Here is a 24,829-nt window from a genome sequence, read left to right on the forward strand (position 1 = left end):
ATCGTTAAGCAACCGGGGCTGTGTTATTCAGCCCCGAGTTGTTTCTGAATCACGACTGTTTCTGAATTACTTAGACGAGACTGAATCATGGCCCTCGACATTCACGCTCACCGCATCCTGATCCTCGACTTCGGTTCGCAATACACCCAGCTGATCGCCCGCCGCGTGCGCGAGATCGGCGTGTACTGCGAACTGCACCCGTTCGATATGGACGAAGATGCGATCCGCGAATTCGCACCTAAAGGCGTCATCCTCGCCGGCGGCCCAGAGTCCGTGCACGAAGCCAACAGCCCGCGCTGCCCGCAAGCCGTGTTTGACCTGGGCGTACCGGTCTTCGGTATCTGCTACGGCATGCAGACCATGGCCGAGCAACTGGGCGGCAAGGTTGAAGGTTCCGAGCTGCGTGAGTTCGGTTACGCCCGCGTTGACGTGGTCGGCAAGAGCCGTCTGCTCGACGGCATCGAAGACCACATCGACGCCGACGGCCTGTTCGGCCTCGACGTGTGGATGAGCCACGGTGACAAGGTCACCAAGATGCCGGAAGACTTCCACATCCTGGCCAGCACTCCAAGCTGCCCGATCGCTGGCATGTTCAACGACGATCGCGGCTACTACGGCGTGCAGTTCCACCCGGAAGTGACCCACACCAAACAGGGCGGCCGCATCCTGTCGCGCTTCATTCTCGACATCTGTGGCTGCGAAGCGCTGTGGACACCGTCGAAGATCGCTGAAGACGCCATTGCCAACATCCGCGCACAGGTCGGTACCGACAACGTGTTGCTGGGTCTGTCCGGCGGCGTTGACTCCTCGGTGGTTGCCGCGCTGTTGCACAAAGCCATCGGCGACCAGCTGACTTGCGTCTTCGTCGACAACGGTCTGCTGCGTCTGCACGAAGGCGAGCAAGTGATGGCCATGTTCGCCGAGAACATGGGCGTCAAGGTGATCCGCGCCAACGCTGAAGAGCAGTTCCTGAACAATCTGGCCGGCGAAGCCGACCCAGAGAAGAAGCGCAAGATCATCGGTCGCACCTTCATCGACGTCTTTGATGCCCAGTCGAACAAACTGGACAACATCAAGTACCTCGCTCAGGGCACCATCTACCCGGACGTGATCGAGTCGGCTGGCGCCAAAAGCGGCAAGGCTCACGTGATCAAGTCGCACCACAACGTGGGCGGCCTGCCGGAAGAGATGAACCTGAAACTGGTCGAGCCACTGCGCGAGCTGTTCAAGGACGAAGTCCGTCGTCTGGGCCTGGAGCTGGGCCTGCCGTACGACATGGTCTACCGTCACCCGTTCCCGGGCCCGGGCCTTGGCGTGCGCATCCTCGGTGAAGTGAAAAAGGAATACGCCGACCTGCTGCGTCGTGCCGACCACATCTTCATCGAAGAACTGCGCAAGGCCGATTGGTACCACAAAGTCAGCCAGGCTTTCGTGGTGTTCCAGCCAGTGAAATCGGTTGGCGTTGTAGGCGATGGCCGTCGTTACGCCTGGGTCGTTGCCCTGCGTGCCGTGGAAACCATCGACTTCATGACCGCACGTTGGGCGCACCTGCCTTACGAACTGCTGGAAACTGTCAGCGGCCGCATCATCAATGAAATCGAAGGCATTTCGCGCGTTACTTACGACGTGTCGAGCAAGCCACCGGCGACCATTGAGTGGGAGTGATCCCGCTGCGCTTCAATGCCCGCATTGAGTGACTGAAAACCCCTGGCCCAGGCCAGGGTTTTTTTGTTTCTTGTGCCTGAAAACTGTCAGACGGGCAGTCGGCTCTGCAGTTTCATTCCTATTTCTGTCAGGCGCTGGGATAACGCTGCGATATCAGGAAACAATACGCCAGTGATCCGAGGCAGGGTGTGGCTCCAGACATACACCTGGCCGTCCGCTGTCTGATTCACCGGTGTTCGGACGATGTTGCCTGAACTGTTGCGGCGTATGAGTGTGTAATTGTTGTGCGACTTATCAAGCACGTACATGCCGTTGCGGTGCAGCAGCCGATCCAGTGTTTGCTCCGTCCAGGTGACTGGCGGTGCTTCGATTTGCAGGCGCAGGTCAGCTAGCAGGTAGTCGAATGAGTCGCGGGTGCTCGCGCCATTGTCAAAGGGGCCGCGAGCGATCTCGACGCCCGGGTCGATGCCCACGCCAGCCCCTTCTGAGGGGAAGGTTTCTTCTATCCGTAAACCGATGCCGCCTGTGAGCTCGCTGATGCCTGGCAGGTTTCTGAAGTTATTGGTGTTCTGGGCATCGATCAGCGCGATCCATTTACCCGGCCCGTTAGCAGCATTGTCACCCCCAATGATCAGCGACATCAGGTTCGTGTGCATCATTTGCTCCTCAATCGAGGTCAGCGATACCTTCGCTTTGTAAGTTGCCGCGCAATCGAGGCTTTGAATCCGGATGCCATTGGTCTGGGCAGCCTTGACCAGTTCCAGCATGTTGAACGCCTCGTTCGGGTCGGTTCCAAGGCTGGTCAGGTAAATGCGTAAATCTGCGGACATTTGTCCGGTGGTGTGAAATTTGTTCAGATCAACCTGCGCGAAATCATTGAGCAGGCCACGCACGTAGAGGGTCTTGGCATGGCGTGCGAACGCGGGCATGTTTTCGATCATGAAGCGCATGCTGGTGATGCGATCAAGCGTTTCGCCGACTGCCAGACCGTCGGTTTGTTCAAAGATGCGATCAATGAGTACGTCGGTCTGCATTGAGGGGGTGACTTCGGACACGGTCGAACGTACAGGCAGGTTGCTCCAGTCCAGCTCCGCGTATAACGACCGGGCCTCATTCAGAAGTAGTGTGCGTCTGTGGGCGAATTGGGTCTCATACACGTTGTCGACCGTTCCACTGCTTCCAGCCTCGGCAGCTACGCTGGTGGCATCGTCAGGCAAGTTCATCGCCCACTTTCTAAGGTTGGTCACGTCCGCACCGTACGCGTCGTAGTTCGTAAGCACACGGCGCAGAGGGCGGGGAGACGGCGCGGGCGGCGGCACCAACAACGCGTCTGGCGATGGTTCTGGCGCGGGGGCCGATGAGGGCGCATGCGGCTTACAAGTGCCGACGCATTGACCGCCTCCTTTGAGTCGCAGCGCAGGCATGCGCTCCCACTTGCCGCTGGCACTGAAGCGAACCGGCAAGGAGAATGCGAACTGGCTGGGCCGCTCTGGATCGACGATTGCCCAATTGCCACTGTCCTCGGAGGCATTGAAATAGCGCACGTAGTACGGGTTGCCATCGAGATTGATGGCATAGCCTGGCTCCGTATTGAGGCGGTAAATGCCTTGGAACTTCCCCGGTGCGGTCTCGGCACGAAGGTTTTCGAGCACCGCGTCGCATTGATATCTGGCAGGCACCTTCAGTGCAGAGGGCTTTGGCGTAACGGGGGCGGGGAGCACTTCGAGATTGGGGGTAACGGGTGTGGCCTCAGCAGATGTTCCGCTTGCCGTCTCGCCGGCCCCGGTTTCAGTCACCAACACCTGCGGCTTATCAAGCGGTGGCAGGAAGGGCTCGTTCGCCGCGGTAAGCTCGATCAACCCGGCCATCTCTTCAGCCTCCAAAAACTCTACCTGCGGGCCCACTTCCAGTAGCTCGCCGGAGCCGATCAGGAACGGCACATTGAACACCGCCTCGATGCCGTTGAGCACCGCCCCGAGGGTGCCGACCCTGCGCTCGGCGGCAGTCCTGCCGTTGACTGCCAGATCGATGTTCAGGCCCATATTGACGATCCCGGCGCCAATCACTGGCAATGCCAGCGGCCAGCCCACGGTCGCCATCGGGCCGAATACCTTGAGGCCGGCGCTCAAGTAGCCCATCCAGAGTTTTTTGCGCAGGTCACTGTTGGAGATGAGCGCCAGATTGGCTTCGGCAAACATGGCGTTGCGGGTCGAATTGCATAGCCAGGTGAGCGCGTCACCGCTGATCGCGACGTTGCTATGGTTGATTATCCGATGATCACTGTGACCCCAGCCGCTCACCAGACGATTCATCAGGTCGGTCAATTTTTCGGTCATGCTGTTGCGGTCGGCCAGCGGGAAACGGCTCAGGAAAATCTTGCGCTTGCCCTCGGAGTTCATCTGACCAAGCACCCACCAGTGCAGATCCGCTTCATTCGCCATAACCCGAAAAGCCTGGGCTTCGCCCGGTAAATAGAGGATTTGCCGGCCACTGTCCTCGACCAGACGCAGCACATGGATGGCTACATGACCATCGAGATTCAATGCGCGAACGTTGCTGCTGGCCGGGTGCGTCGCTTGCAGCATTTGCAGGGTGACCGGCCAGGTGATGGTGCCTATCACCGAGGCGACGACGCGTTGAAAATCATTGCTGTTCAGGTGCCCCTGTTTCAGTGCTTGCACCGCCAGGTCGAGAAAACTGCACCGCGCCAGCGTGCGGAAATTATCCGCCGAAGATTGCCAGAACGTTGTCAGTTGACGGGTGTAGCGCGTGCTGAAATCGATGCTCCAGAACTCATTCAGAACATCACTGCCCCGCAGGCGTACTTCGTTGCGCTGATCGAAGCTTTCGGCGTCAGGGCCATCCGAGTAGAAACCGCAGTAGAGCGCCAGCAGATCCGCATTGTCCTGATCTGTTGCGCGAAAGCGATGGATCACCAGTTGAGTGAGGGTCAACGATTCGTAGGGCTTTTCCTTCTGGTGTTCCCAGCCGGTAAAGGTTAAAGCGCTGCTTTGCGCTGTCCTGAAGCGGTGGAAATAAACCTGGTCCGGATCGGTGCCCGAGAGTCCTTTATCGGTCAGCAGTTGACTGGCAGTCTCTCGGGCCGCCTCCTGCAGGCCGGGACAAACCAGAACGAGTGTTGTAGCGATTGCCTTGAGGCTGGCCTTGTCTGCTGCGTTTGGCAGCAGGCGGCGTTCGGGGGCGTTCATGTACTTCTCCATCCATGGGGAAAACAGTGACGAAAACCCCGGGCTCAAGCCTGGGGTTTGCGGTGTCTGGCATCGGTGTCAGTCGGGTAGGCGGCTCTGCAGCGTCAGTCCCATTGCGGTCAGGCGTTGCGACAGTTCCTTGATGTTGGCGAAGCGGACGTCGTTGATCTTTGGCTATCCAGGGCGATGCAGGGAAACGCCATCATCAGCCAGTTGCGTCACGCGTGTGCGCACGAGCACCCCTTGCTTGCTGCGGTGCAGCAAGGTGCAGGTGTCCTCGATCTTTATGAACATGAACATGCCACGTCGGTGTAGCAGGTTCTCCAGCGTGTCGTTATTCCAGATCACGGGCTCTGCCGGCATTCGCAGGCGCAGATCGGCGCGAAGTACGTCGTTATTGACAGGTGCTGCAGCGTCATCGGAAAACGCCCCCTGACGCACTTCCACGCCCGGATCGACATCGACCACCATGGGCGTTCCCGTCCCCGTTTCCTCGATGCGCAAACCGATGCCGCCCTTGATTTCGCTGAGGCCGTCCAGCCCCCTGAACGTGTTGGTATTCTGCGCGCCGGTCAGCACTATCCATTTTCCAGGGCTGTTGATGTAGGCGTCACTCCTCATGACGTTATTGGCCAGAAACGTGCCAATCATTTGCTCGTCGTAAGGCGAAGACGGCGACTTCATCTTGTAGCTCGCCGCGCAATCGATGCCCTGTACCCGCACGCCGTTTTCCCTGGCCACCCTGACCAGTTCCAGGGCGTTGAAACGTCCCGTCGAATCAGTGCCCAGACTTGTCAGGTAGGTTCGCAGATCCGCCGACAGGGTCCCGCTGTTGAAGTAACGGTTCAGGTCCACTTGCGCGAAGTCACTGAGTACGCCGCGCATATAAAGGGTGTTCGCATGGCGGGCCAGTGCCGGCATGTTTTCGATCATGAAACGCATGCTGGTGATACGGTCGAGGGTTTCGCCCACCACCAGGCCGTGTGCCGATTCAAAGATGCGGTCGACCAGTTCGGCGATCGACATTTGTGCATTTAAGGTGATTGCCGGGCGCGCAGGCGAGGTGATCCACGGAAGTTCGTTGAAGAATTGTCTGGCAGCGACCTGCAGCGATTCAAGCCTGCCTGCTGCATATCGCTCGAAAGGATCCTCCATGCCAAAAGCACCGTCGGCGGTGGGTGTCAGTTCTGCGTGGGTTTCATTCAGGTTCAGTGCCCAGGCTTTTATCGAGCGGCGCACTGTCGGGTCGATATCGTAGGCAGAGGGCACAATCTGCAACCGGCGTGCTCGCGGACTTTGTGCTTCGACTTGTGGTTGCGGCGCGGCGGTTTCGGTGGCTTCGGTGGTCACGGTGGTTTCGGTGGTCTCGACGCTTTCGAGCTCGATATCGGGGGCGCATGGTTTGCCCATGCATTGGCCACCGCCCCTCAGGCGCAGCGCTGGCATGCGCTCCCACGCGCCTTCGGCGTTCAAGCGAACCGGTAGGGAATGGACAAACTGGTTGGGCCGCTCCGGGTCAACGATAGCCCAGTAACCTCCCTCGTTCGGATCGCCGAAATAGCGCACGTAGTAGGGGTTGTCATTCATCAGGATGGCGAAAGGCGGATCGCTGTCGAGTCGAAAAATATTCTTGAATTGTCCCGCCGAATTGTCTGCGTCCAGTCCGTCGAGCAGCTCATTGCACATGTATTTGTCAGGAATCGGCGGCGGTGCTGCATGCTCTGCAGGCGTCAATCTTGGGGTTTCCAGCGCTGGCTCGATGACGTCTGGCTCTTCGACAACGCTACTCTGCGTCGGCTCGATGAGCGGGTCCGACGGCTCAAGTGCCGAATCGTCGCCGCCAAGCTCGGCCATTTCCGCGGCCTCGGAGGACTCCACCTGAACGCCAACTTCCAGCATCGAGCCAGAGCCCTTCAGAAAGGGGATATTCAACAGCGCGTCGATGCCGCTCATTACCGCACCGAGTACCCCGGCCTTGCGATCACTGGCGGTTTTGCCATTGACCGCCTGATCGATATTCAGGCCCATGCTGGCGATGCTGGCGCCAATCACGGGCAGAGCGACCGGCCAGCCTACAGCGGCCATCGGGCCAAACACCTTGAGACCGGCGCTCAGGTAGCCGATCCAGAGTTTTTTGCGCAAGTCACGGTTGGACGTCAGGGACAGGCTGGCTTCGGCAAACATTGCGGTGCGAGTCGACTCGCCTAGCCAGCGAAATGCATCACCGCTGATCTCGCGGTCCTGCTGATTGATCAGGTGATGATCGGCGCGGCCCCAGGTGCCGACCAGTTGGTTCATCAAGTGGGTAAGACCCTCGGTCATCTGCTGACGATCTGCCAGTGCGAAGTGGCTGAGCAGCGCTTCTCGCCGGGTTGCCTCGTTCATCTGCTCGAGCACCCACCAGTGCATGACAGCCGGGGTTTGCATGACGACAAACGCTGGCGCCGCGCCCGGCAGATAAATGATCTGCCGCCCGTCAGAAGCGACGATGCGCAGGAGATTGCTGGCGACATGCCCGGCGATATCGAAAGCGCGCACATCACTGCTCGCGTCGTGGGGCGATTGCAGCATGGCCAGTGTCACCGGCCAGGTGACAGGTCCGATGACCGCGCCGACGATCCACTGAAAATCGCTTCCGCTCAGCTGCTTGAGCTCAAGTGCCTGCACCGCAAGGCTGAGAAAGTTGCACTTGGCCAACGTGCGAAAATCATCCGCGTGTGTGCTCCAGAAGGCGGTCAGCTTATTGTCGTAGTGCGAGCTGAAATCAATATCCCAGAAGTCTTTGAGCACCTCGTTGCCATGCAGGCGCACTTCATTGCGGTGGTCGAAATATTCCGCCTCGGGCCCGCCGGTATAGAAACCGTCATAGAGGTCTAGAAGGTCGGCATTGTCCTGATCAGTTGCGCGAAAGCGATGAATCACCAATTGGGTCAGCGTCAGCGATTCGTAGGGCTTTTCGCCGGCATGCTCCCAGCCAGTAAACGACTGGCTACTGCTCTGCGCAGTTTTGAAGCGGTGAAAATAAACCCGATCCGGGTCGACGCCTGGAATGCCCTTGCGCACCAGCAATTCGCTGGCGACTTGATGCGCCGTGTCGTACAGGCCCGGACACGTTTGCACGACGGCCGCGGCAATGATTTTGAGAGTGGCTTTGTCTGCCGCGTTCGGCAGTGGACGTGGTTCAACAGCGTTCATGCGTTCACCTTCCTTGAGAAACGAACGCCGAGCATGGGCGATTCGCTCAAGAGGGGTGCACTACCTGTATACCGCACATCGCTGTGCGTAACGTGTGCCGGTCAGCGCCGTGCCACGTCGGAGAAGTAAAACTTGTCCAGGGTGTGCCGTGATTCGGTGTACTCGAACTGACGGCCGTCCTGAAGGAAAGTCTGGTTGCTGACGACGATCACATGGCTCTGGCCGTCGAGGTCCAGGTGCAATTGGTCATCCTTGCTGCGCGGTACCGCTTCGATGGTGCGTTGGGCGTAGGCGATCTGGAGCTGCAGGGTCTGTTCGATGTAGGCGTAGATCGACTGCTCGGCGATGTCCAGGGACAGGCCGGGAATGACCGCGCTGACGAAATGGTTGATGTCGAGAATCACCCGTTTACCGTCGATTCGCCGCACGCGCATGACTCGCGTGATGGGCGTGCCGGGTTCGGCATTGATGTGCTCGAGCAGCGCACCTTCGAGCGGTATTTGCGTCAGTTCGACCACCTCGGTGCTGACGTCGTTGCCCAGTCGCGGGTAGGTTTCCTGGAAACTGACGATGCCCCCCAGTTGAAACTCGATCGGATTGGTCGACAGTACGAACGTGCCTTTGCCATGGATTTTCTGCGCAAAACCGCGCTCCTGAAGCTGTTCGATGGCCTTGCGCACAGTGCCGCGGCTGGCCTGATAGCTGTCCATCAGCTCAGTCTCTGAAGGCAGACGGGCGCCGCGTTCGAGGCGTTCGGTCGTGATACTGGCCAGCAGATCGCTATAGATCTGGTTGTATTTGCTCATGGTTAGGCTCTGTGCCGGCTCTGCTCAAAGCTTCGAACCTTAAGGGCAGGGTAGGGCTTTGTCCATGTAGGGAATGGAAATCGCCCAAGGACAAGGTAGGAAAATTCTTCAGCGGTCTGGCGGGACTATACAAAAACAAACTCGTCTGTACGAGTTGTTGCAATAACTCGTACAGACGAGTACTTTTCGCTTCGACGTGCTGCCAATAACAAAAATCCACAGCGGAAGACTTAGCATGAGCCACGATTACCCGAAGATCGCCAGCGAGCTACTGAAATGCCTTGGCGGTAACGACAATCTCGAGCAGGCCGCACATTGCGTCACGCGTTTGCGCCTGGCCTTGAAGAATCCCGGCCTGGTCGACAATGCCGCGCTGAACCAGATCGATCTGGTCAAAGGCTCGTTCTTCACCGGCGGTCTTTATCAGGTGGTGATCGGTCCGGGCGAAGTGGAAAAGGTCTACGCCCAATTGCGCCGCCAGACCGGCCTCGCCGCATCGACCATCGCCGACGTCAAACAGAAAAGCGCCGAGAAGATCAACGCCATGCAGCGTCTGGTGCGGGTGTTTTCCGACGTGTTCATGCCGATTCTGCCGGCGCTGATCGTTGCCGGTTTGCTGATGGGTATCAACAACCTGATCGGCGCCAAAGGCATGTTTATCGAAGGTCAGACCCTGCTGGATGCCTACCCGAAACTCGAAGGGCTGTGGAGCCTGATCAACCTGATGGCCAACACCGCGTTCGTGTTCTTGCCGGCGTTGGTGGGATGGTCGGCGGCCAAGCGCTTTGGCGGCAGTGAAATTCTCGGCATCGTACTCGGCCTGATGCTGGTTCACCCGGATCTGCTCAACGCCTGGAACTATGGCAAGGCCGTGGCCGGTCTGGACGGTCAGCAGATGCCGTACTTCGACATCCTCGGACTGTTCCAGGTAGAGAAAGTCGGTTATCAGGGACAGATCCTGCCGATATTACTGGCCGCTTACGTGATGAGCGTCATCGAAAAATGGTTGCGGGCGCGCGTGCCCAACGCAGTGCAATTGCTGGTGGTGCCGATCACCACGATTGTCGTCACGGGCGTTCTGGCGCTGGCGGTAATCGGACCTGTAACCCGTCATATCGGCATCTACATCACCGAGGGCGTGGTCATGCTGTTCGACCTGGCACCGATGGTCGGCGGGGCGATTTTCGGACTGCTGTATGCGCCACTGGTGATCACTGGAATGCACCACATGTTCCTCGCAGTCGATCTGCAACTGATCTCGACTCAGGGCGGCACCTTCATCTGGCCGATGATCGTCATGTCCAACCTCGCTCAAGGCAGCGCTGCGTTGGCGGTGTTCTATATGACGCGCAATGCGCGCGACAAAAGCATGGCTTCGACCTCAGCGATTTCCGCGTATTTCGGTATCACCGAACCCGCCATGTTCGGGGTCAATCTGCGTTACAAATTTCCGTTCTACGCCGCGCTGACCGGTTCGGCGCTGGGCTGCATCTTCCTGTCGCTGAACAAGATTCAGGCTTCGGCCATCGGCGTCGGCGGCTTGCCCGGGTTTATCTCGATCATTCCGCAGTTCATTCCGATGTTCGTGATCGGGATGATCATCGCCATGGTGGTGCCGTTTGTTCTGACCTGTGCGCTGAGCATGAAAATTGTCCGCCCCGGCTTTCGGGTCGCCTGATATCGACCCGCAGGCTGCGATCTTTTGATGTTTTTTTTGAAAAGCCAAAGTCAAAAGATCGCAGCCTTCGGCAGCTCCTACAGGGGGCGCAGGGTTTGGCGGTTTATAAAATCAAGAGGGAAATGTGCCATGCAAGACTGGCAACGTTCGGTGATCTACCAGATCTACCCGAAGAGTTTTCACAGCCACGCCGGTAACCCGACAGGTGATTTGCTCGGCGTCGTGGCCAAGCTCGATTACCTGCAATGGCTGGGTGTTGATTGCTTGTGGATCACGCCTTTCCTGCGCTCGCCGCAACGTGACAACGGCTATGACATCAGCGACTACTACGCGGTTGATCCCAGCTACGGCAGCATGGCCGACTGCGAGTTGCTGATCGCCGAGGCGGGCAAGCGCGGAATCAAGTTGATGCTCGACATCGTGGTCAATCACACCTCGATCGAACACGTCTGGTTTCAGCAGGCACGCAGCAGCCTCGATAACCCCTACCGCGACTTCTATATCTGGCGCGACCAGCCGAACAACTGGCAGTCCAAGTTCGGCGGTTCGGCCTGGGAGTACGAGGCCCAGACCGGTCAGTATTACCTGCATCTGTTCGACCATACCCAGGCTGACCTGAATTGGGACAACCCCAAGGTGCGCGCCGAAGTCTTCAAAATGATGCGCTTCTGGCGGGACAAGGGCGTGGGTGGTTTCAGGCTGGACGTGATCAATCTGATTTCCAAGCCTGCGGACTTTGCCGAGGACGACAGCGACGGCCGACGCTTTTACACCGACGGGCCGAACGTCCATGAGTACTTGCAGCAGATGCACCGTGAGGTCTTCGCCGGCCACGACCTGATCAACGTCGGCGAGATGTCATCCACCAGCCTCGAACACTGCATTCGTTACTCCAATCCGCAGTCGCAAGAACTGTCGATGACCTTCAACTTTCATCACCTGAAAGTCGATTATCCAAACCTGGAAAAGTGGGTTCGCGCCGATTTCGATTTCCTCCAGCTCAAGCAGATTCTGTCCGACTGGCAGACCGGCATGCAGGCCGGTGGTGGCTGGAATGCGCTGTTCTGGTGTAACCACGATCAACCTCGGGTGGTCTCGCGGTTCGGCCATGACGGTGAGTATCGGGAGCTCTCGGCGAAAATGCTCGGTACCGCGCTGCACTTTCTGCAAGGCACGCCGTTCGTGTATCAGGGCGAAGAGCTGGGCATGACCAATCCGGGTTTCGAGCGTATCGATCAGTACCGCGATGTCGAAACGCTGAACATCTTTCGGCTCAAACGTGAAGCAGGCACCAGCGACATCGACAACATGGCGGCGATCATGCAGAAGTCCCGTGACAACGGTCGTACGCCGATGCATTGGGACGCGGAACAGCATGCTGGTTTCAGCCGCGTCGAACCGTGGATCGGGGTGCCGGCCAATGCCGCCCGGATCAACGTCGCCCACCAGCTCGATGACCCGGACTCCGTGCTGCATCACTACCGTCGACTGATCGCGTTGCGGAGCACAGAGGCATTGATTACGGACGGCGTCTATCGACAGCTGTTGCCCGAGCACCCACAAGTCTGGGTTTACCTGCGTGAAGGCGTGGGCGAACGTCTGCTGATCGTGAACAACTTCTACGCGACACCGTGTGAAATCGAACTGCCGATAGAGATCGATGAGACGCAGAACCAGCGACTACTGATCAGTAATTACCCGGACTGTCCGCCACGCAATCGACAGGTGAGTTTGCGACCTTATGAATCGTTCGTTCTGCACCTGATCGATCCCTGATCCCTAACTAAAAAACCAACGTTTGAAAAGACACGCAGAGCACTGCGCGGGGGAGTTTTGCGCGCCGAATTCATGGAAACACACAATAAAAATAATGGGGTGGCTTATGAAAACAACAATAAATCGCAGCCTTGCAGTCGCAGGTTTATGCCTTGCGTTACCACAGACATCACAAGCGCTGGAGTTCGGCGGTTACTTGCGCAGTGGCATTGGCAACGCGACCAAGGGCGGTAGCCAATCGTGTTTCCAGTTGCCGGGGGCGCAGACCAAATACCGCTTGGGCAACGAATGCGAGCAGTACGGCGAGCTTGAGTTGCGCCAGGATTTGTACACCCTCGACGATGGCTCGGTATTCAGCGTCGATGGCATGGTCTCGCTGTACAACCGCTACAACCACAGCCTCACTTTCAATGAAGACAACGGCTCGGTGCGTCTGCCGCAGGCCTATGCACAGTGGTCGAACATGCCCGCGCTCAATGGCGGTTCGCTCTGGGCCGGTCGCCGTTACTACAAACGTAATGACATCCACATTTCCGATTTCTACTACTGGAACCAGAGCGCTACCGGTGGCGGGATCGAGGACGTGCTGATTGGTGATCTGAAATACAGCTACGCCTTCTCGCGCAAAGACAACCTCTATCAAAAGGACTACATCAACCGGCACGACTTCAACGTCGCCGGTTTCGCTACCAATCCCGGCGGCGAGCTGGAGTTTGGCTTGAGCTACATCGACAAACCCGACAGCCGTGATGCGCACCGGGGCTGGGCGATCACCACGCAGCATGTGCAGAAGGACTTTCTCGGTGGAAAAAACAAACTGGCCTTCCAGTACGGCGAAGGGCCCGGCACCGGACTGGGCTACACCGGTAACGTCAAACTGGACGACAGCAATAAAAGTTATCGGATCGTAGAGTTTTTCGACTGGCAACTGACGCCGCGTTTTGGCGGGCAAATCGAGGCGGTGTATCAAAAAGACATTCGTCCGGACGGCGCTGACCAGAACTGGATGTCGCTGGGCGTGCGTCCGACCTATGCGCTTACCGAACAATTCAAACTGGTCACCGAACTGGGCCATGATCAAGTCGATGCACCGGGTGGCACGCGCAAGCTGAGCAAATTCACCATTGCGCCGACATGGTCACCTAAAGGCCCGGAATTCTGGGCGCGCCCCGAGGTGCGTCTGTATTACACCTATGCCAGCTGGAACGCGGCAGCCAAACGGGCGGCCAATGAATTGGCCCAAGGGTCGGCGCTGTCCGATACCGGCGCTTTCGGTACCGCACGTCACGGTGCGAACGTTGGATTGCAGGTCGAATACTGGTGGAAATAAGCGATGCTGGTGGGGCGTTGCGCTCCACGGGTACTTCAAAGAACAAAACCGCAGGTGACGTCATGGCCACACCCCAACAATTGCAACTGCTGGCGCCTTTGTCCGGCGTGCTTATGCCTCTGGATCAAGTGCCCGATTCTGTTTTCGCCAATCGCGTGATCGGCGACGGCCTGTGCATCGACCCGACTTCATCAACGTTATGCGCACCGCTGGCCGGAGTGGTCAGCAACGTGCAGGCCAGCGGGCATGCCGTGAGCATCACCGATGACCATGGCGTTCAGGTGTTGCTGCACATCGGTCTGGATACGGTGAATCTGGGCGGTCAGGGTTTCACCCGCCTGGTTGAAGAAGGTCAGCGGGTGGCGGCTGGCGAATCGCTGATCGAGTTCGATGCCGATTACATCGCCCTGCACGCCCGCAGTCTGTTGACCCTGATGCTGGTGGTCAGCGGTGAGCCATTCACTTGGATCGCCGCGCAGACCGGTCTGGTCGAAACCGGCCAACCACTGCTGAGCCTCGCCAGTGCGCAGGCCACCCGCGAAGAACAGGCCGTGCCAGAAGGCGAAGTGTTTTTCTCAGACTGGCTCAAACTGCCCAATCCCAACGGTCTGCATGCGCGTCCGGCGGCGGTGTTCGCGCAAGCGGCGAAGGTTTTTTCGGCAAAGATTTATCTGCACAAACAGCAGGCCGAAGCCAACGCCAAATCACTGGTGGCAATCATGGGGCTGCAGACCGCTTTTGCTGACAGCGTGCAAGTGAGGGCGGTGGGCGAAGACGCCGAAGCCGCGATCAACGCGCTCTCGCGGTTACTCGCCGAGGGGTGTGGAGAATCGGTCACAGTGTTGCCTGCGTCGGAGCCTTTGGAGAGCATCGACCCTGAGGTGCTGACGGTTCTGCGTGGAGTCTGTGCATCGCCCGGTTCAGCATTGGGCCAGGTGATGCAGATCACGGAGCCGAGCCTCGACATAAAAGAGTCCGGTGCCGGGGCAAAAACGGAGCAGGAGGCGCTGACGAACGCGTTGATCGAGGCGGGAATGGCCTTGCAGCACTTGCGCGACACGGCGGGTGGCAGCGCTCAGGAGGAAATCTTCAAGGCTCATCAGGAACTGCTCGATGACCCGAGCCTGCTCGATCAGGCGCAAGCGTTGATTGCCGAGGGCAAAAGCGCGGCGTTTGCCTGGCATGCTGCTACCGCGTCCACCGCAACGCTGTTTCGGCAGTCGGCCAGTCCGTTGCTGATCGAACGTGCGGCAGACCTGACGGACGTGAGCTTGCGAGTCCTCAAGTTGATTCTCGGCGTGCCGGACCCGGTCCTGACGTTACCGCACGGGACGATCCTGATCGCCGATCAACTGACACCGTCGCAGACTGCGGGGCTCGATGTCACAAAGGTGCTTGGCATCGCCACGGTCGGGGGCGGCGCCACCAGTCATGTCGCAATTCTTGCGCGGGCCTTTGCCCTGCCGGCGATTTGCGGGGTGCCGGCGCAGATGCTGGCATTGGCGAACGGCAGCACGGTGCTGCTCGATGCCGACAAGGGTGAACTGCACCTCAATCCCGATCCGCTCGCCATCGAACAATTGCAGGCCAGACTCGAGCAACAGCGTCTGCGCCATCAACATGACCACGCGCAGGCGACGCTGGCAGCTTGCACCCGCGACGGGCACCATATCGAGGTGACGGCCAACGTCTCCTCGCTGAGTGAAACCGAGCAGGCGATGGGCCTGGGCGGTGCCGGCGTCGGGCTTTTGCGCTCGGAGTTTCTTTATCTGGATCGCAACCACGCGCCCACTTTCGACGAACAAGTCTCGACCTACAGCGCCATCGCCCAAGCCGTGGGGCCGTCGCACAATCTGGTGGTGCGCACGCTGGATGTCGGCGGCGACAAACCATTGGCTTACGTGCCGATGGACAGCGAAACCAATCCGTTCCTCGGACTGCGCGGGATTCGGCTGTGTCTGGAGCGTCCGCAACTATTGCGCGAGCAGTTCCGGGCGATCCTTGGCAGTGTCGGTATGACGCGCTTGCACATCATGTTGCCGATGGTCACGCAAATCTCCGAGCTGCATCTGGCCCGGCGAATGCTGGAGGAGGAAGCCCAGGCACTGAACATCGTCGAACTGCCGAAGCTGGGGATCATGATTGAGGTGCCGGCGGCGGCACTGATGGCCGATTTGTTTGCGCCGTATGTGGATTTCTTCTCGATTGGCACCAACGATCTGACTCAATACACCCTGGCGATGGATCGCGACCATCCACGTCTGGCCAGTCAGGCCGACAGTTTCCACCCCTCGGTATTACGCCTGATCGCCATGACCGTGAAAGGTGCGCATGCCCACGGCAAATGGGTCGGCGTCTGTGGCGCGATGGCCTCGGAACGTCTGGCCGTGCCGCTGTTGCTGGGGCTCGGCGTGGATGAGTTGTCGGTCAGCGTGCCGCAGATTCCGGCGATCAAAGCGGCAGTGCGTGAGGTGGACCTGCTCGACTGCAAGGCTATCGCCGAACAGGTACAGGGGCTGGAGAGCGCTGAGGAAGTGCGCGAAGCACTGCGGCTGTATCACGAGGCAATGGTCGATACTTCACTGGTTCTGGAGAACTGACATGTTCAATAAATTGCAGCAGGCGTTCTGGAAGGCCCTGACCCCGGATCTGGTGCCGGACGAGCCGAAAATGCCGGTCGAACCTGCCGAGGGGTTAAGCGCAGACATCGTTGCGGCGTTGGGTGGAGGGGATAACCTCAAATCGCAGCAACCGGTGGCGCTGACCCGGGCGCGGGTGGAGTTGCGTGACGTGTCGCGCATGGATCGTCAGGCATTGAGCGATGCCGGTGTCGCGGGCGTCATGCCCCTGGAGGATGGGGTGGTGCACTTGATTACCGGCTTGCGGCCTTAAGTCCGAAGGGATGTGCGGCCTCAGGTCACCCTTACTGTTTCTCAACCGCAGGTGTATCGTATTCGCCTTTTACGGGCCTTCAGGGGCCTGTCGCTGATACGTGAGGTAGTTGAGTTCATGTCCTTTACCCGTCGCCAAATCCTCGGTGGCCTGGCCGGTCTTGTTGTCGTAGGCGTTGGAGCGGGGGGCGCGTCGCGTTACTGGCTGGGCAAGATGGCTGACGCCGAGGCGGGCCACGACTACGAGTTGATCGCCGCGCCCCTGGACGTGGAACTGGTGCCGGGGCACAAGACCGAGGCCTGGGCGTTCGGCCCGTCGGCGCCGGGCACCGAGTTGCGCGTGCGTCAGGGCGAATGGCTGCGGGTGCGCTTCATCAACCATCTGCCGGTGGCGACCACCATTCACTGGCACGGCATTCGCCTGCCGCTGGAAATGGACGGCGTGCCGTACGTGTCGCAATTGCCGGTGCTGCCGGGCGAATACTTCGACTACAAATTCCGCGTGCCGGACGCTGGCAGCTACTGGTATCACCCGCATGTCAGCAGCAGCGAAGAACTGGGGCGCGGATTGGTCGGGCCGCTGATCATCGAAGAGCGCGAGCCGACCGGTTTCAAATACGAAAAGACCCTGAGCCTGAAGAACTGGCACATCGACGATGAGGGCAACTTCGTCGAATTCAGCATCCCCCGCGAAGCCGCGCGTGGTGGTACGGCGGGGCGTCTGTCGACCATCAACGGCGTGCCGTTGCCGGTGATCGACCTGCCGGCCGGGCAGATTACTCGGGTGCGTTTGCTCAATCTGGATAACACCCTGACTTACCGCATCAACATTCCTGGTGTTGAGGCAAAAATATACGCGCTGGACGGCAACCCGGTGGAGCCGCGCCCGCTGGGCAAGGAATACTGGCTCGGCCCCGGCATGCGTATTTGCCTGGCGATCAAGGCACCGGCGGCAGGCGAAGAATTGTCGCTGCGCAACGGCCCGGTGCGTCTGGGCACTCTGCGCTCGGTGGCCAACACGGACGCGCCGACCGAATGGCCGCCCGCGCTGCCCGCCAACCCGGTGGCCGAGCCGGACCTGGCCAATGCCGAGAAACTCAACTTCAATTTCGAATGGGTCGGTTCGGTGTCGGTCAACGTCGACAACGGCAAGCCGCCAAGTCTCTGGCAGATCAACGGCAAGGCGTGGGACATCACCGACAAGACTTGCGCTGACCGGCCGATTGCCAGTCTCGAATTGGGCAAGAGCTATATTTTCGAATTGAAGAACATGACCCAGTATCAGCACCCGATTCACCTGCACGGCATGAGCTTCAAGGTGATTGCGTCGAACCGCCACAAGGTCATCCCGTACTTTACCGACACCTATCTGCTGGGCAAAAACGAGCGTGCGCAAGTGGCGCTGGTGGCAGATAACCCGGGGGTATGGATGTTCCATTGCCACGTGATCGACCACATGGAAACCGGCCTGATGGCCGCCATCGAGGTGAAGTGATGCGCCAGATTCGCCCCGCAGCGATCATCGACCGCAGCCGTGACCGCGACTTCATGCGTGAAGCGCTTGCCCTTGCAGCGCAGGGAGCAGCCCTCGGCGAAGTGCCTGTGGGCGCGGTGCTGGTACAGGATGGCGAGATCATCGGTCGCGGCTTCAATTGCCCGATCAGCGCCAGCGACCCGAGCGCTCACGCCGAAATGGTCGCGATCCGCGCCGCGGCGCAGGCGGTGGACAACTATCGACTGCCCGGCAGCACGCTATACGTGACGCTGGAGCCTTGCAGCATGTGCGCCGGTTTGATCGTGCATTCACGGGTGGCGCGGGTGGTGTATGGCGCGCTGGAACCAAAAGCCGGGATCGTGCAAAGCCAGGGGCAGTTTTTCACCCAGGGCTTTTTGAATCACCGGGTGTTGTATGAGGGCGGGGTGTTGGCGGAGGAGTGTGGGGCGGTGTTGACCGAGTTCTTCAGAGCCCGTCGCGCACGCCGGGATTAAAATCAAAAGATCGCAGCCTTCGGCAGCTCCTACAGGGATCGGTGTAGGAGCTGCCGAAGGCTGCGATCTTTTGATCTGCTCTATTTTTTCGCGACAATCACCGCCCGCATCGGCGCCGGCAGCCTTTCGATCGTCTTGCTGTGATCGTCGGGATCAAGGAAGTCACTCAGCGACTGATATTTCATCCACTCGGTGCCGCGTTGTTCCTCAATCGTCGTCGTACTGACATCCACGCAACGAATATCGGTAAACCCGGCTCGCCGTAACCACAGTTCCAGCGCCGGCACCGAGGGCAGGAACCACACGTTGCGCATCTGCGCGTAACGGTCTTCCGGCACCAGCACCTGGTGCTTGTCGCCTTCAACCACCAGCGTTTCCAGCACCAGTTCACCGCCCTTGACCAGGCAATCCTTCAGCGCCAGCAAATGCTCGATTGGCGAGCGGCGGTGGTAGAACACGCCCATGGAAAACACGGTGTCGAAACCTTCCAGATTCGGCGGCAAATCCTCGAACGGGAAGGGCAGATGCCACGCGTTTGGCTCAGACAGATAACGCTGCACGGCCTGAAACTGGCAGAAGAACAGCCAGTTCGGGTCAACGCCGATCACGCTGTCCGCGCCGGCGCCAAGCATGCGCCACATGTAGTAGCCGTTGCCGCAACCGACATCGAGGATGCGTTTGCCTTTCAGATCCAGATGCGGGGCGACCCGCGACCACTTCCAGTCCGAGCGCCATTCGGTGTCGACGTGCACACCAAACAGATCGAACGGCCCTTTGCGCCACGGCGACAGGCCCATCAGGGCGGTACGCATTTGCGCGCGGGTTTCGTCGTCGCAATCGGTGTCGAGTTTCAAGCCGTTGAGCAGGTCGACTTCGCTCGGCTGGATCTTTGGCAAGGCGTCCAGCGCACTTTGCCAGCGCTCCAGATCGCCGTGGCCCTTCTCCATTTTCTTGTCGAGTTGATGCTGCAGGGTGTTGGCCCATTCAGCCAGCGGTGTACCGGCCAGACGGCGGGCGAGGGGGGACAGATCAATCATGGCAAGGCAATCAACGAGGCAAAGTTAAGACACTGGAACCACGGCACGACTTTCGAGAACCCGGCGGCCAGCAGGCGTTCGCGGTGTTCTTCGAGGCTGTCGGGCTTCATGACGTTTTCGATGGCGCTGCGCTTCTGGGCAATTTCCAGTTCGCTGTAGCCGTTGGCGCGTTTGAACGCGACGTGCAGATCAGTGAGCAATGCGTGTTCTTCGGCATCGTTGAAGCGCAGTTTTTCCGACAGGATCAGTGCGCCGCCGGGCAGCAGTGATTGGCGGATGCGCGACAACAACGCGGTGCGCTGATCCGGGGCGATGAATTGCAGGGTGAAGTTCAGTGCCACCACCGAGGCAGGCTGAAAGTCGAGGGCGAGGATGTCGCCCTCGATCACCTCGACCGGCAGCAACTCCTGAAACATCGAGTCCTGACCGTTGAGGTATTCGCGGCAACGTTCGACCATGGCGGCCGAGTTATCCACAGCGATGACGCGGCAACCGTCAGTGCGCACGTGACGGCGCAGGGCCTGGGTCACCGCGCCAAGGGAGGCGCCGAGGTCGTAGAGCACGCTGTTCGGCTGGGCGAACTGCGCGGCAAGCACACCGAGGTTTTCGACGATGGTCGGGTAACCTGGCACCGAGCGCTTGATCATGTCCGGGAACACGCGCACCACGTCTTCGTTGAAGGCGAAGTCAGGCACCTGTGCCAAGGGCTGGGCGAAAATGCGATCGGGTTCTTTGCTCACGGCGGTTCCGGCGATGTCGGTGGAAAAGGCCGGCATTTTAGCCAAAGTGGCGCGGGGATGCTTGGGTTGTCTGATAAAGCGTGGGGATCGGCATGTCGTGTACAAAGGGAGGGGGATGAAGGGAGTTCGGGAAAAGCAGTGAATGACCAAGTCAAAATCAAGACTTGGTCATTCAATGTTTAAAGCGAAATCAAGTAGCGCGTATGAAACCGTTTAATTCGGCTTTGCCAGTGATGTGCAGTTCTTCTGTTCTGTGGTCTTTGCCTTTGAAGTCAAAGCTGATGAGGTAGCGCATTTCCCGAGGGTCGTTTGAAATGACTTCGACCTCGACAGTGCCGCTTGTCGCAGCGTAACTGTAAATAGTTAAGAAGTCGCTGTAAGTGCCGGTTTCAAAATAGGAGAGGATCTCGAACGGAAAGGCTGGATCTGTTGTTTCGTAACTTCCAGTCTTAATGTCGCTGGGAAACTTAAACGTAATCCCCTTTGCTGATTCCTTATAACCCTCGTAGGAGCGGGCGCGGAATTCGACTTTACCGTCAGAGTGTTGCCCGAACTGGATATTTTGCGTATTGAAATTCACTCGGTTCGAAATCGAGGCTTGAACATCGCAGCTGGCGGAGAACAGGGTTAGCGCTGCACTTTGCGAATCTTTGTCTCTGAGGCTCATGATTTTCTTCCTTGCTCTTACATTCGTGGTTTGGGATACGACACGGGGATAGTAAGTAGGGGAAGAAATTCGAGGTACTGTCAGATCTGACAGGTTTTTATATCGATTCGAGATAGGAAAAGATTTTTATGGTTATTACATATGACCAGGTTGTTTGTCTTTATTAAACGCCGAGGCAGCGATACCCCATTGGCCAAGCCAGTAACTGAGGATGATGACGTAAGGCGCAGCATGGAACGGCGCAACAAACCGATCGATGCCGATCACACTGTCAGAGAACACAAACGCCAGCGCACCCCCCGCTGCCAGTAACGCCGAACGCTTGGGCACGTCGCTGCCGAGGCGAGCGAGAGCACGCCAGAGCATGGCGCTGATCGCAGTGCCGTAGACGATCACAGGTACCAGCAGCGGGCCGAGACCACTGGCAATCAGCATCCCCAACAGCACGGCACCCACGCCAAGCGCGAGCACCAGTGGCATCAACGCAAGACGTTTGCAGTCGCTGAGATAGGCCTTGAGATACGCCAGATGCGCAACGAGAAATGCGCCGAGACCAAACACGAACAAATCCCCTGGCCACGCCAACAACACATCGCCCAGCAGAGAAAAAATCAGACCGAGACTGATCCAGCGGCGATAGTCGCTGGGCGGTGCGTCGTGCAGCCAGCCGAGCAATGCCAGTACCGGCAGCGGTTTGACCAATAGGCAGAGCAGCGCCGCGTGGGTGCTCAGGCCATAGAGAAAGGTCACCGCGCCCATTAGCGCCAGAATCAGCCAGCCCACGATCAATTCACCGAGATGGCGCAGTCAAAGGTTTCCACCGGCAGCACTTCCGGCGCCCATGGCTGTTGCGAGGTCAGGCGCAGACGCCCGGTGCCCGCGGCAAACGCTTGAAAACGCCAGGTGGAAAGCCCGGCAGCACCGACCACGCCAGCATCTTCCGGGTTGCTATAGACCTCAGGGCTGAGGGCGCGCAAGACGCCGCCGGCGGAATCCTGAATCGCCCAGCGATAACCCGTGGTCGGGTTGCTTGGCAGCATCACGATCAGATTTTGCCCGCTGGTCAGTCGCACGGGGCATTCGCTTTGTTTTTCCACGGTCACGTTGTGTTTCGGCTGCGTGGCGCAAGCGGCCAGCAAGGAAAAGGCGATGGGGACAAACAGGCGAATGGGGGACATAAGGTCAGCGGCTCCGGCGTTGGCGACGAACGGCGAGCATAACCGAAGATGAGACAAAGTGTGACCGTCGGGGAGCGTTGGTGTCTGGGCTGGCGCCATCGCGAGCAGGCTCACTCCTACAGGGTTTTGTGGTGAACACCAGGTTTGTGAACGCCATATCCCACTGTAGGAGTGAGCCTGCTCGCGATAGCGGTGCTCATGTCACCGCAGAACTATCAGAAAAGCACCTTCGCCACATCGGCAAACCGCTTGGCGAAGTGCACGGTAATGCCTTCTTTCAGATAGTCCGGCAGTTCCTCGAAGTTGCCGCGGTTCGGCTCTGGCAGAATCAGCTCGAAAATCTTCTGCCTTCTCGCTGCGATCACTTTCTCGCGTACCCCGCCAATCGGCAGCACATGCCCGGTCAGCGTCAGTTCACCGGTCATCGCCACGCCTTTTTTCGGCGCTTGGTTGCGCGCCAGGGAAAGCAAAGCGCTGGCCATGGTCACGCCGGCGCTCGGGCCATCCTTCGGTGTGGCGCCTTCCGGTACGTGCAGGTGGACGAAGGCTTCGTCGAAGAATTTCGCATCGCCGCCGAACTGTTTCAGGTTCGAGCTGACGTAGCTGTAGGCGATCTCCGCCGATTCCTTCATCACGTCGCCCAGTTGCCCGGTGAGTTTGAAACCGCGATTGAGTGTGTGGATCCGCGTCGCTTCGATCGGCAGCGTGGCGCCGCCCATGCTGGTCCACGCCAGTCCCGTGATAACGCCCGTGCCGGACAGCACTTGTTCGTTGCGGAACACCGGATGGCCCAGCGAGGCTTCCAGATCTTTCGGGCCGAGTTTGATCACCGCTTTCGGCTCGTCGATCAGTTTCATGACCGCTTTGCGTACCAGTTTGCCCATCTGCTTTTCGAGCTGGCGCACCCCGGCCTCACGGGCGTAACCGTCGATCAAGGCTTTGAGCGCGCTGTCGCTGATGCTCAGGCTGCCCTTGGACACGCCGGCCTTTTCCAACAGTTTCGGCCACAGGTGACGCTTGGCGATGGCGACTTTTTCTTCGGTGATGTAGCCAGACAGACGAATCACTTCCATGCGGTCGAGCAGCGGACCGGGAATCGAATCCAGAGTGTTGGCGGTGCAGACAAACAGGACTTTCGACAAGTCCATGCGCAGGTCGAGGTAGTGGTCGAGGAATTCGACGTTCTGTTCCGGGTCGAGGGTTTCCAGCAGCGCCGAGGCCGGGTCGCCCTGGTAGCTCTGGCCCATCTTGTCGATCTCGTCGAGCATGATCACCGGGTTCATCACTTCGACGTCTTTCAACGCCTGCACCAGTTTGCCTGGCTGTGCGCCGATGTAGGTCCGGCGGTGGCCCTTGATCTCGGCTTCGTCGCGCATGCCGCCAACGCTGAAGCGATAGAACGGTCGGCCAAGCGATTCGGCGATGGATTTGCCGACACTGGTTTTACCCACACCCGGCGGGCCGACGAGCAGCACGATAGAGCCGCTGATCTCGCCTTTATAAGCACCGACGGCGAGGAATTCGAGGATACGGTCCTTGATGTCGTCGAGGCCGGCGTGGTGTTTGTCGAGCACCTTGCGTGCGTGCTTGAGGTCGAGTTTGTCCGCGCCATAAACGCCCCACGGCACCGACGTCGCCCAGTCGAGGTAGTTGCGGGTGACCGCGTACTCCGGCGAACCGGTCTCGAGGATCGACAGTTTGTGCGTTTCTTCGTCGAGGCGTTTCTGCACCTGCGCCGGCAGGACTTTGCCTTCCAGACGCTGCTGGAACTGTTCGAGGTCAGCGCTGCGGTCGTCCTTGGTCAGGCCGAGTTCCTGCTGGATGACTTTGAGTTGTTCCTTGAGGAAGAACTCGCGCTGGTGCTCGCCGATCTTGCGGTTGACCTCGGCGGAGATTTCTTTTTGCAGGCGCGCGACTTCGACTTCCTTGCGCAGCATCGGCAGGACTTTTTCCATGCGTTTGAGCATGGGCACGCAGTCGAGCACTTCCTGCAATTCCGGGCCGGTGGCCGAGGTCAGGGCGGCGGCGAAGTCGGTCAGCGGTGACGGATCGTTGGGGCTGAAGCGGTTGAGGTAGTTCTTGAGTTCTTCGCTGTACAGCGGGTTGAGCGGCAGCAGTTCCTTGATCGCGTTGATCAGCGCCATGCCGTAGGCCTTGACCTCGTCGGTCGGCTCGGTGGGCTGATGCGGGTATTCGACTTCCACCAGATACGGCGGGCGGTGGTGCTTGAGCCAGGTCTTGATGCGTACGCGGCTCAGGCCCTGGGCGACGAACTGCAGTTTGCCGTTTTCGCGGCTGGCGTGATGGACTTTGACCAGGGTGCCGTATTGCGGCAGGGCGTCGGTGTTGAAGTGGCGCGGGTCTTCCTGGGGCGTGTCCATGAAGAACAGGGCCAGGGAGTGGTGGTCGGATTTGCTGACCAGTTCGAGGGTTTCGGCCCACGGTTCTTCGTTGACGATGACCGGCAGGACTTGCGCCGGGAAGAACGGGCGGTTGTGGATCGGGATGATGTAGACCTTGTCCGGCAGGTTCTGGCCGGGCAGGGCGAGGCCTTTGCCGGAGGTGGTATGTTCGATGTGGTCTTCGCTGGCTTCGGTGTAGTCGTCGGGGTTATCGGGGAATTCTTGCTGGTCGCTCATGGGGCACCTGCGCAATTGGGTATGGGTGT

The 24,829-nt window shown here is 59.1% G+C and carries 17 protein-coding genes; 8 read left to right on the top strand and 9 right to left on the bottom strand.

Annotated elements, in window-relative coordinates; genetic code table 11:
- Window positions 1-87: 87 nt before the first annotated feature.
- Window positions 88-1,665 carry a glutamine-hydrolyzing GMP synthase gene (gene guaA / locus ICA15_RS25795; RefSeq protein ID WP_042560909.1) on the top strand — a complete coding sequence of 526 codons (1,578 nt, stop codon included), beginning with the start codon at window positions 88-90 and terminating at the stop codon, window positions 1,663-1,665.
- 86 nt (window positions 1,666-1,751) lie between these two features.
- On the opposite strand, the gene ICA15_RS25800 is transcribed toward guaA, so the two are convergent.
- From ICA15_RS25800 to treR, 3 genes are all read right to left on the bottom strand, one after another.
- Window positions 1,752-4,874, bottom strand: a complete 3,123-nt coding sequence (locus tag ICA15_RS25800; protein ID WP_210554987.1) for a membrane-targeted effector domain-containing toxin — start codon at window positions 4,872-4,874, stop codon at window positions 1,752-1,754.
- A 174-nt stretch (window positions 4,875-5,048) separates the two neighbouring features.
- The gene (locus ICA15_RS25805) at window positions 5,049-8,069 is read right to left on the bottom strand and encodes a membrane-targeted effector domain-containing toxin (RefSeq protein ID WP_224450919.1); all 3,021 of its coding nucleotides are present in this window, start codon (window positions 8,067-8,069) and stop codon (window positions 5,049-5,051) included.
- Between the two features lie 101 nt (window positions 8,070-8,170).
- Window positions 8,171-8,875: a trehalose operon repressor gene (treR, locus tag ICA15_RS25810; protein ID WP_150601790.1), complete on the bottom strand. Its 705-nt coding sequence runs from the start codon at window positions 8,873-8,875 to the stop codon at window positions 8,171-8,173.
- A gap of 235 nt (window positions 8,876-9,110) precedes the next feature.
- On the opposite strand from treR, the gene treP reads away from it, so the two are divergent.
- From treP to tadA, 7 genes are all read left to right on the top strand, one after another.
- Entirely contained in the window at window positions 9,111-10,553 is a 1,443-nt protein-coding gene (gene treP, locus ICA15_RS25815; protein WP_210554988.1) for a PTS system trehalose-specific EIIBC component, read from the top strand.
- Between the two features lie 129 nt (window positions 10,554-10,682).
- The gene (gene treC / locus ICA15_RS25820; protein ID WP_210554989.1) at window positions 10,683-12,329 is read left to right on the top strand and encodes an alpha,alpha-phosphotrehalase; all 1,647 of its coding nucleotides are present in this window, start codon (window positions 10,683-10,685) and stop codon (window positions 12,327-12,329) included.
- A 106-nt stretch (window positions 12,330-12,435) separates the two neighbouring features.
- Entirely contained in the window at window positions 12,436-13,659 is a 1,224-nt protein-coding gene (locus tag ICA15_RS25825; protein ID WP_210554990.1) for a maltoporin, read from the top strand.
- 62 nt (window positions 13,660-13,721) lie between these two features.
- A complete protein-coding gene (gene ptsP / locus ICA15_RS25830; RefSeq protein ID WP_210554991.1) occupies window positions 13,722-16,259 on the top strand; it encodes a phosphoenolpyruvate--protein phosphotransferase in 2,538 nt (845 codons plus the stop codon).
- A 1-nt stretch (window position 16,260) separates the two neighbouring features.
- The gene (locus ICA15_RS25835; RefSeq protein WP_210554992.1) at window positions 16,261-16,551 is read left to right on the top strand and encodes a PTS transporter subunit EIIB; all 291 of its coding nucleotides are present in this window, start codon (window positions 16,261-16,263) and stop codon (window positions 16,549-16,551) included.
- A gap of 117 nt (window positions 16,552-16,668) precedes the next feature.
- A complete protein-coding gene (locus tag ICA15_RS25840) occupies window positions 16,669-18,045 on the top strand; it encodes a multicopper oxidase family protein (protein ID WP_150601784.1) in 1,377 nt (458 codons plus the stop codon).
- Window positions 18,045-18,539, top strand: coding sequence for a tRNA adenosine(34) deaminase TadA (gene tadA / locus ICA15_RS25845; protein ID WP_210554993.1), 495 nt, complete (start codon window positions 18,045-18,047; stop codon window positions 18,537-18,539). The genes ICA15_RS25840 and tadA overlap by 1 nt, the downstream gene beginning before the upstream one ends.
- A gap of 80 nt (window positions 18,540-18,619) precedes the next feature.
- Here tadA and cmoB read toward each other — a convergent pair whose 3' ends face one another.
- The 6 genes from cmoB to lon all read right to left on the bottom strand — a co-directional run bounded on the left by cmoB (window position 18,620) and on the right by lon (window position 24,800).
- Window positions 18,620-19,576: a tRNA 5-methoxyuridine(34)/uridine 5-oxyacetic acid(34) synthase CmoB gene (gene cmoB, locus ICA15_RS25850; protein ID WP_210554994.1), complete on the bottom strand. Its 957-nt coding sequence runs from the start codon at window positions 19,574-19,576 to the stop codon at window positions 18,620-18,622.
- The gene (gene cmoA, locus ICA15_RS25855) at window positions 19,573-20,352 is read right to left on the bottom strand and encodes a carboxy-S-adenosyl-L-methionine synthase CmoA (RefSeq protein WP_210554995.1); all 780 of its coding nucleotides are present in this window, start codon (window positions 20,350-20,352) and stop codon (window positions 19,573-19,575) included. The genes cmoB and cmoA overlap by 4 nt, the downstream gene beginning before the upstream one ends.
- Window positions 20,353-20,506: 154 nt before the next feature.
- On the bottom strand, window positions 20,507-20,983 hold the full coding sequence (locus tag ICA15_RS25860) for a hypothetical protein (RefSeq protein ID WP_210554996.1): 477 nt from the start codon (window positions 20,981-20,983) through the stop codon (window positions 20,507-20,509).
- A gap of 135 nt (window positions 20,984-21,118) precedes the next feature.
- Window positions 21,119-21,766 (bottom strand): lysoplasmalogenase, encoded by a 648-nt coding sequence (locus ICA15_RS25865; RefSeq protein ID WP_210554997.1) that lies wholly within the window; start codon window positions 21,764-21,766, stop codon window positions 21,119-21,121.
- Between the two features lie 2 nt (window positions 21,767-21,768).
- Entirely contained in the window at window positions 21,769-22,161 is a 393-nt protein-coding gene (locus tag ICA15_RS25870) for a protease inhibitor I42 family protein (protein WP_150601779.1), read from the bottom strand.
- 215 nt (window positions 22,162-22,376) lie between these two features.
- Complete coding sequence (gene lon, locus ICA15_RS25875; RefSeq protein ID WP_150616259.1) at window positions 22,377-24,800, bottom strand: endopeptidase La; 2,424 nt, start codon at window positions 24,798-24,800, stop codon at window positions 22,377-22,379.
- Window positions 24,801-24,829 lie beyond the last annotated feature (29 nt).

The organism is Pseudomonas sp. P116 (assembly GCF_020149425.1).
GTDB lineage: Bacteria > Pseudomonadota > Gammaproteobacteria > Pseudomonadales > Pseudomonadaceae > Aquipseudomonas > Aquipseudomonas anatoliensis.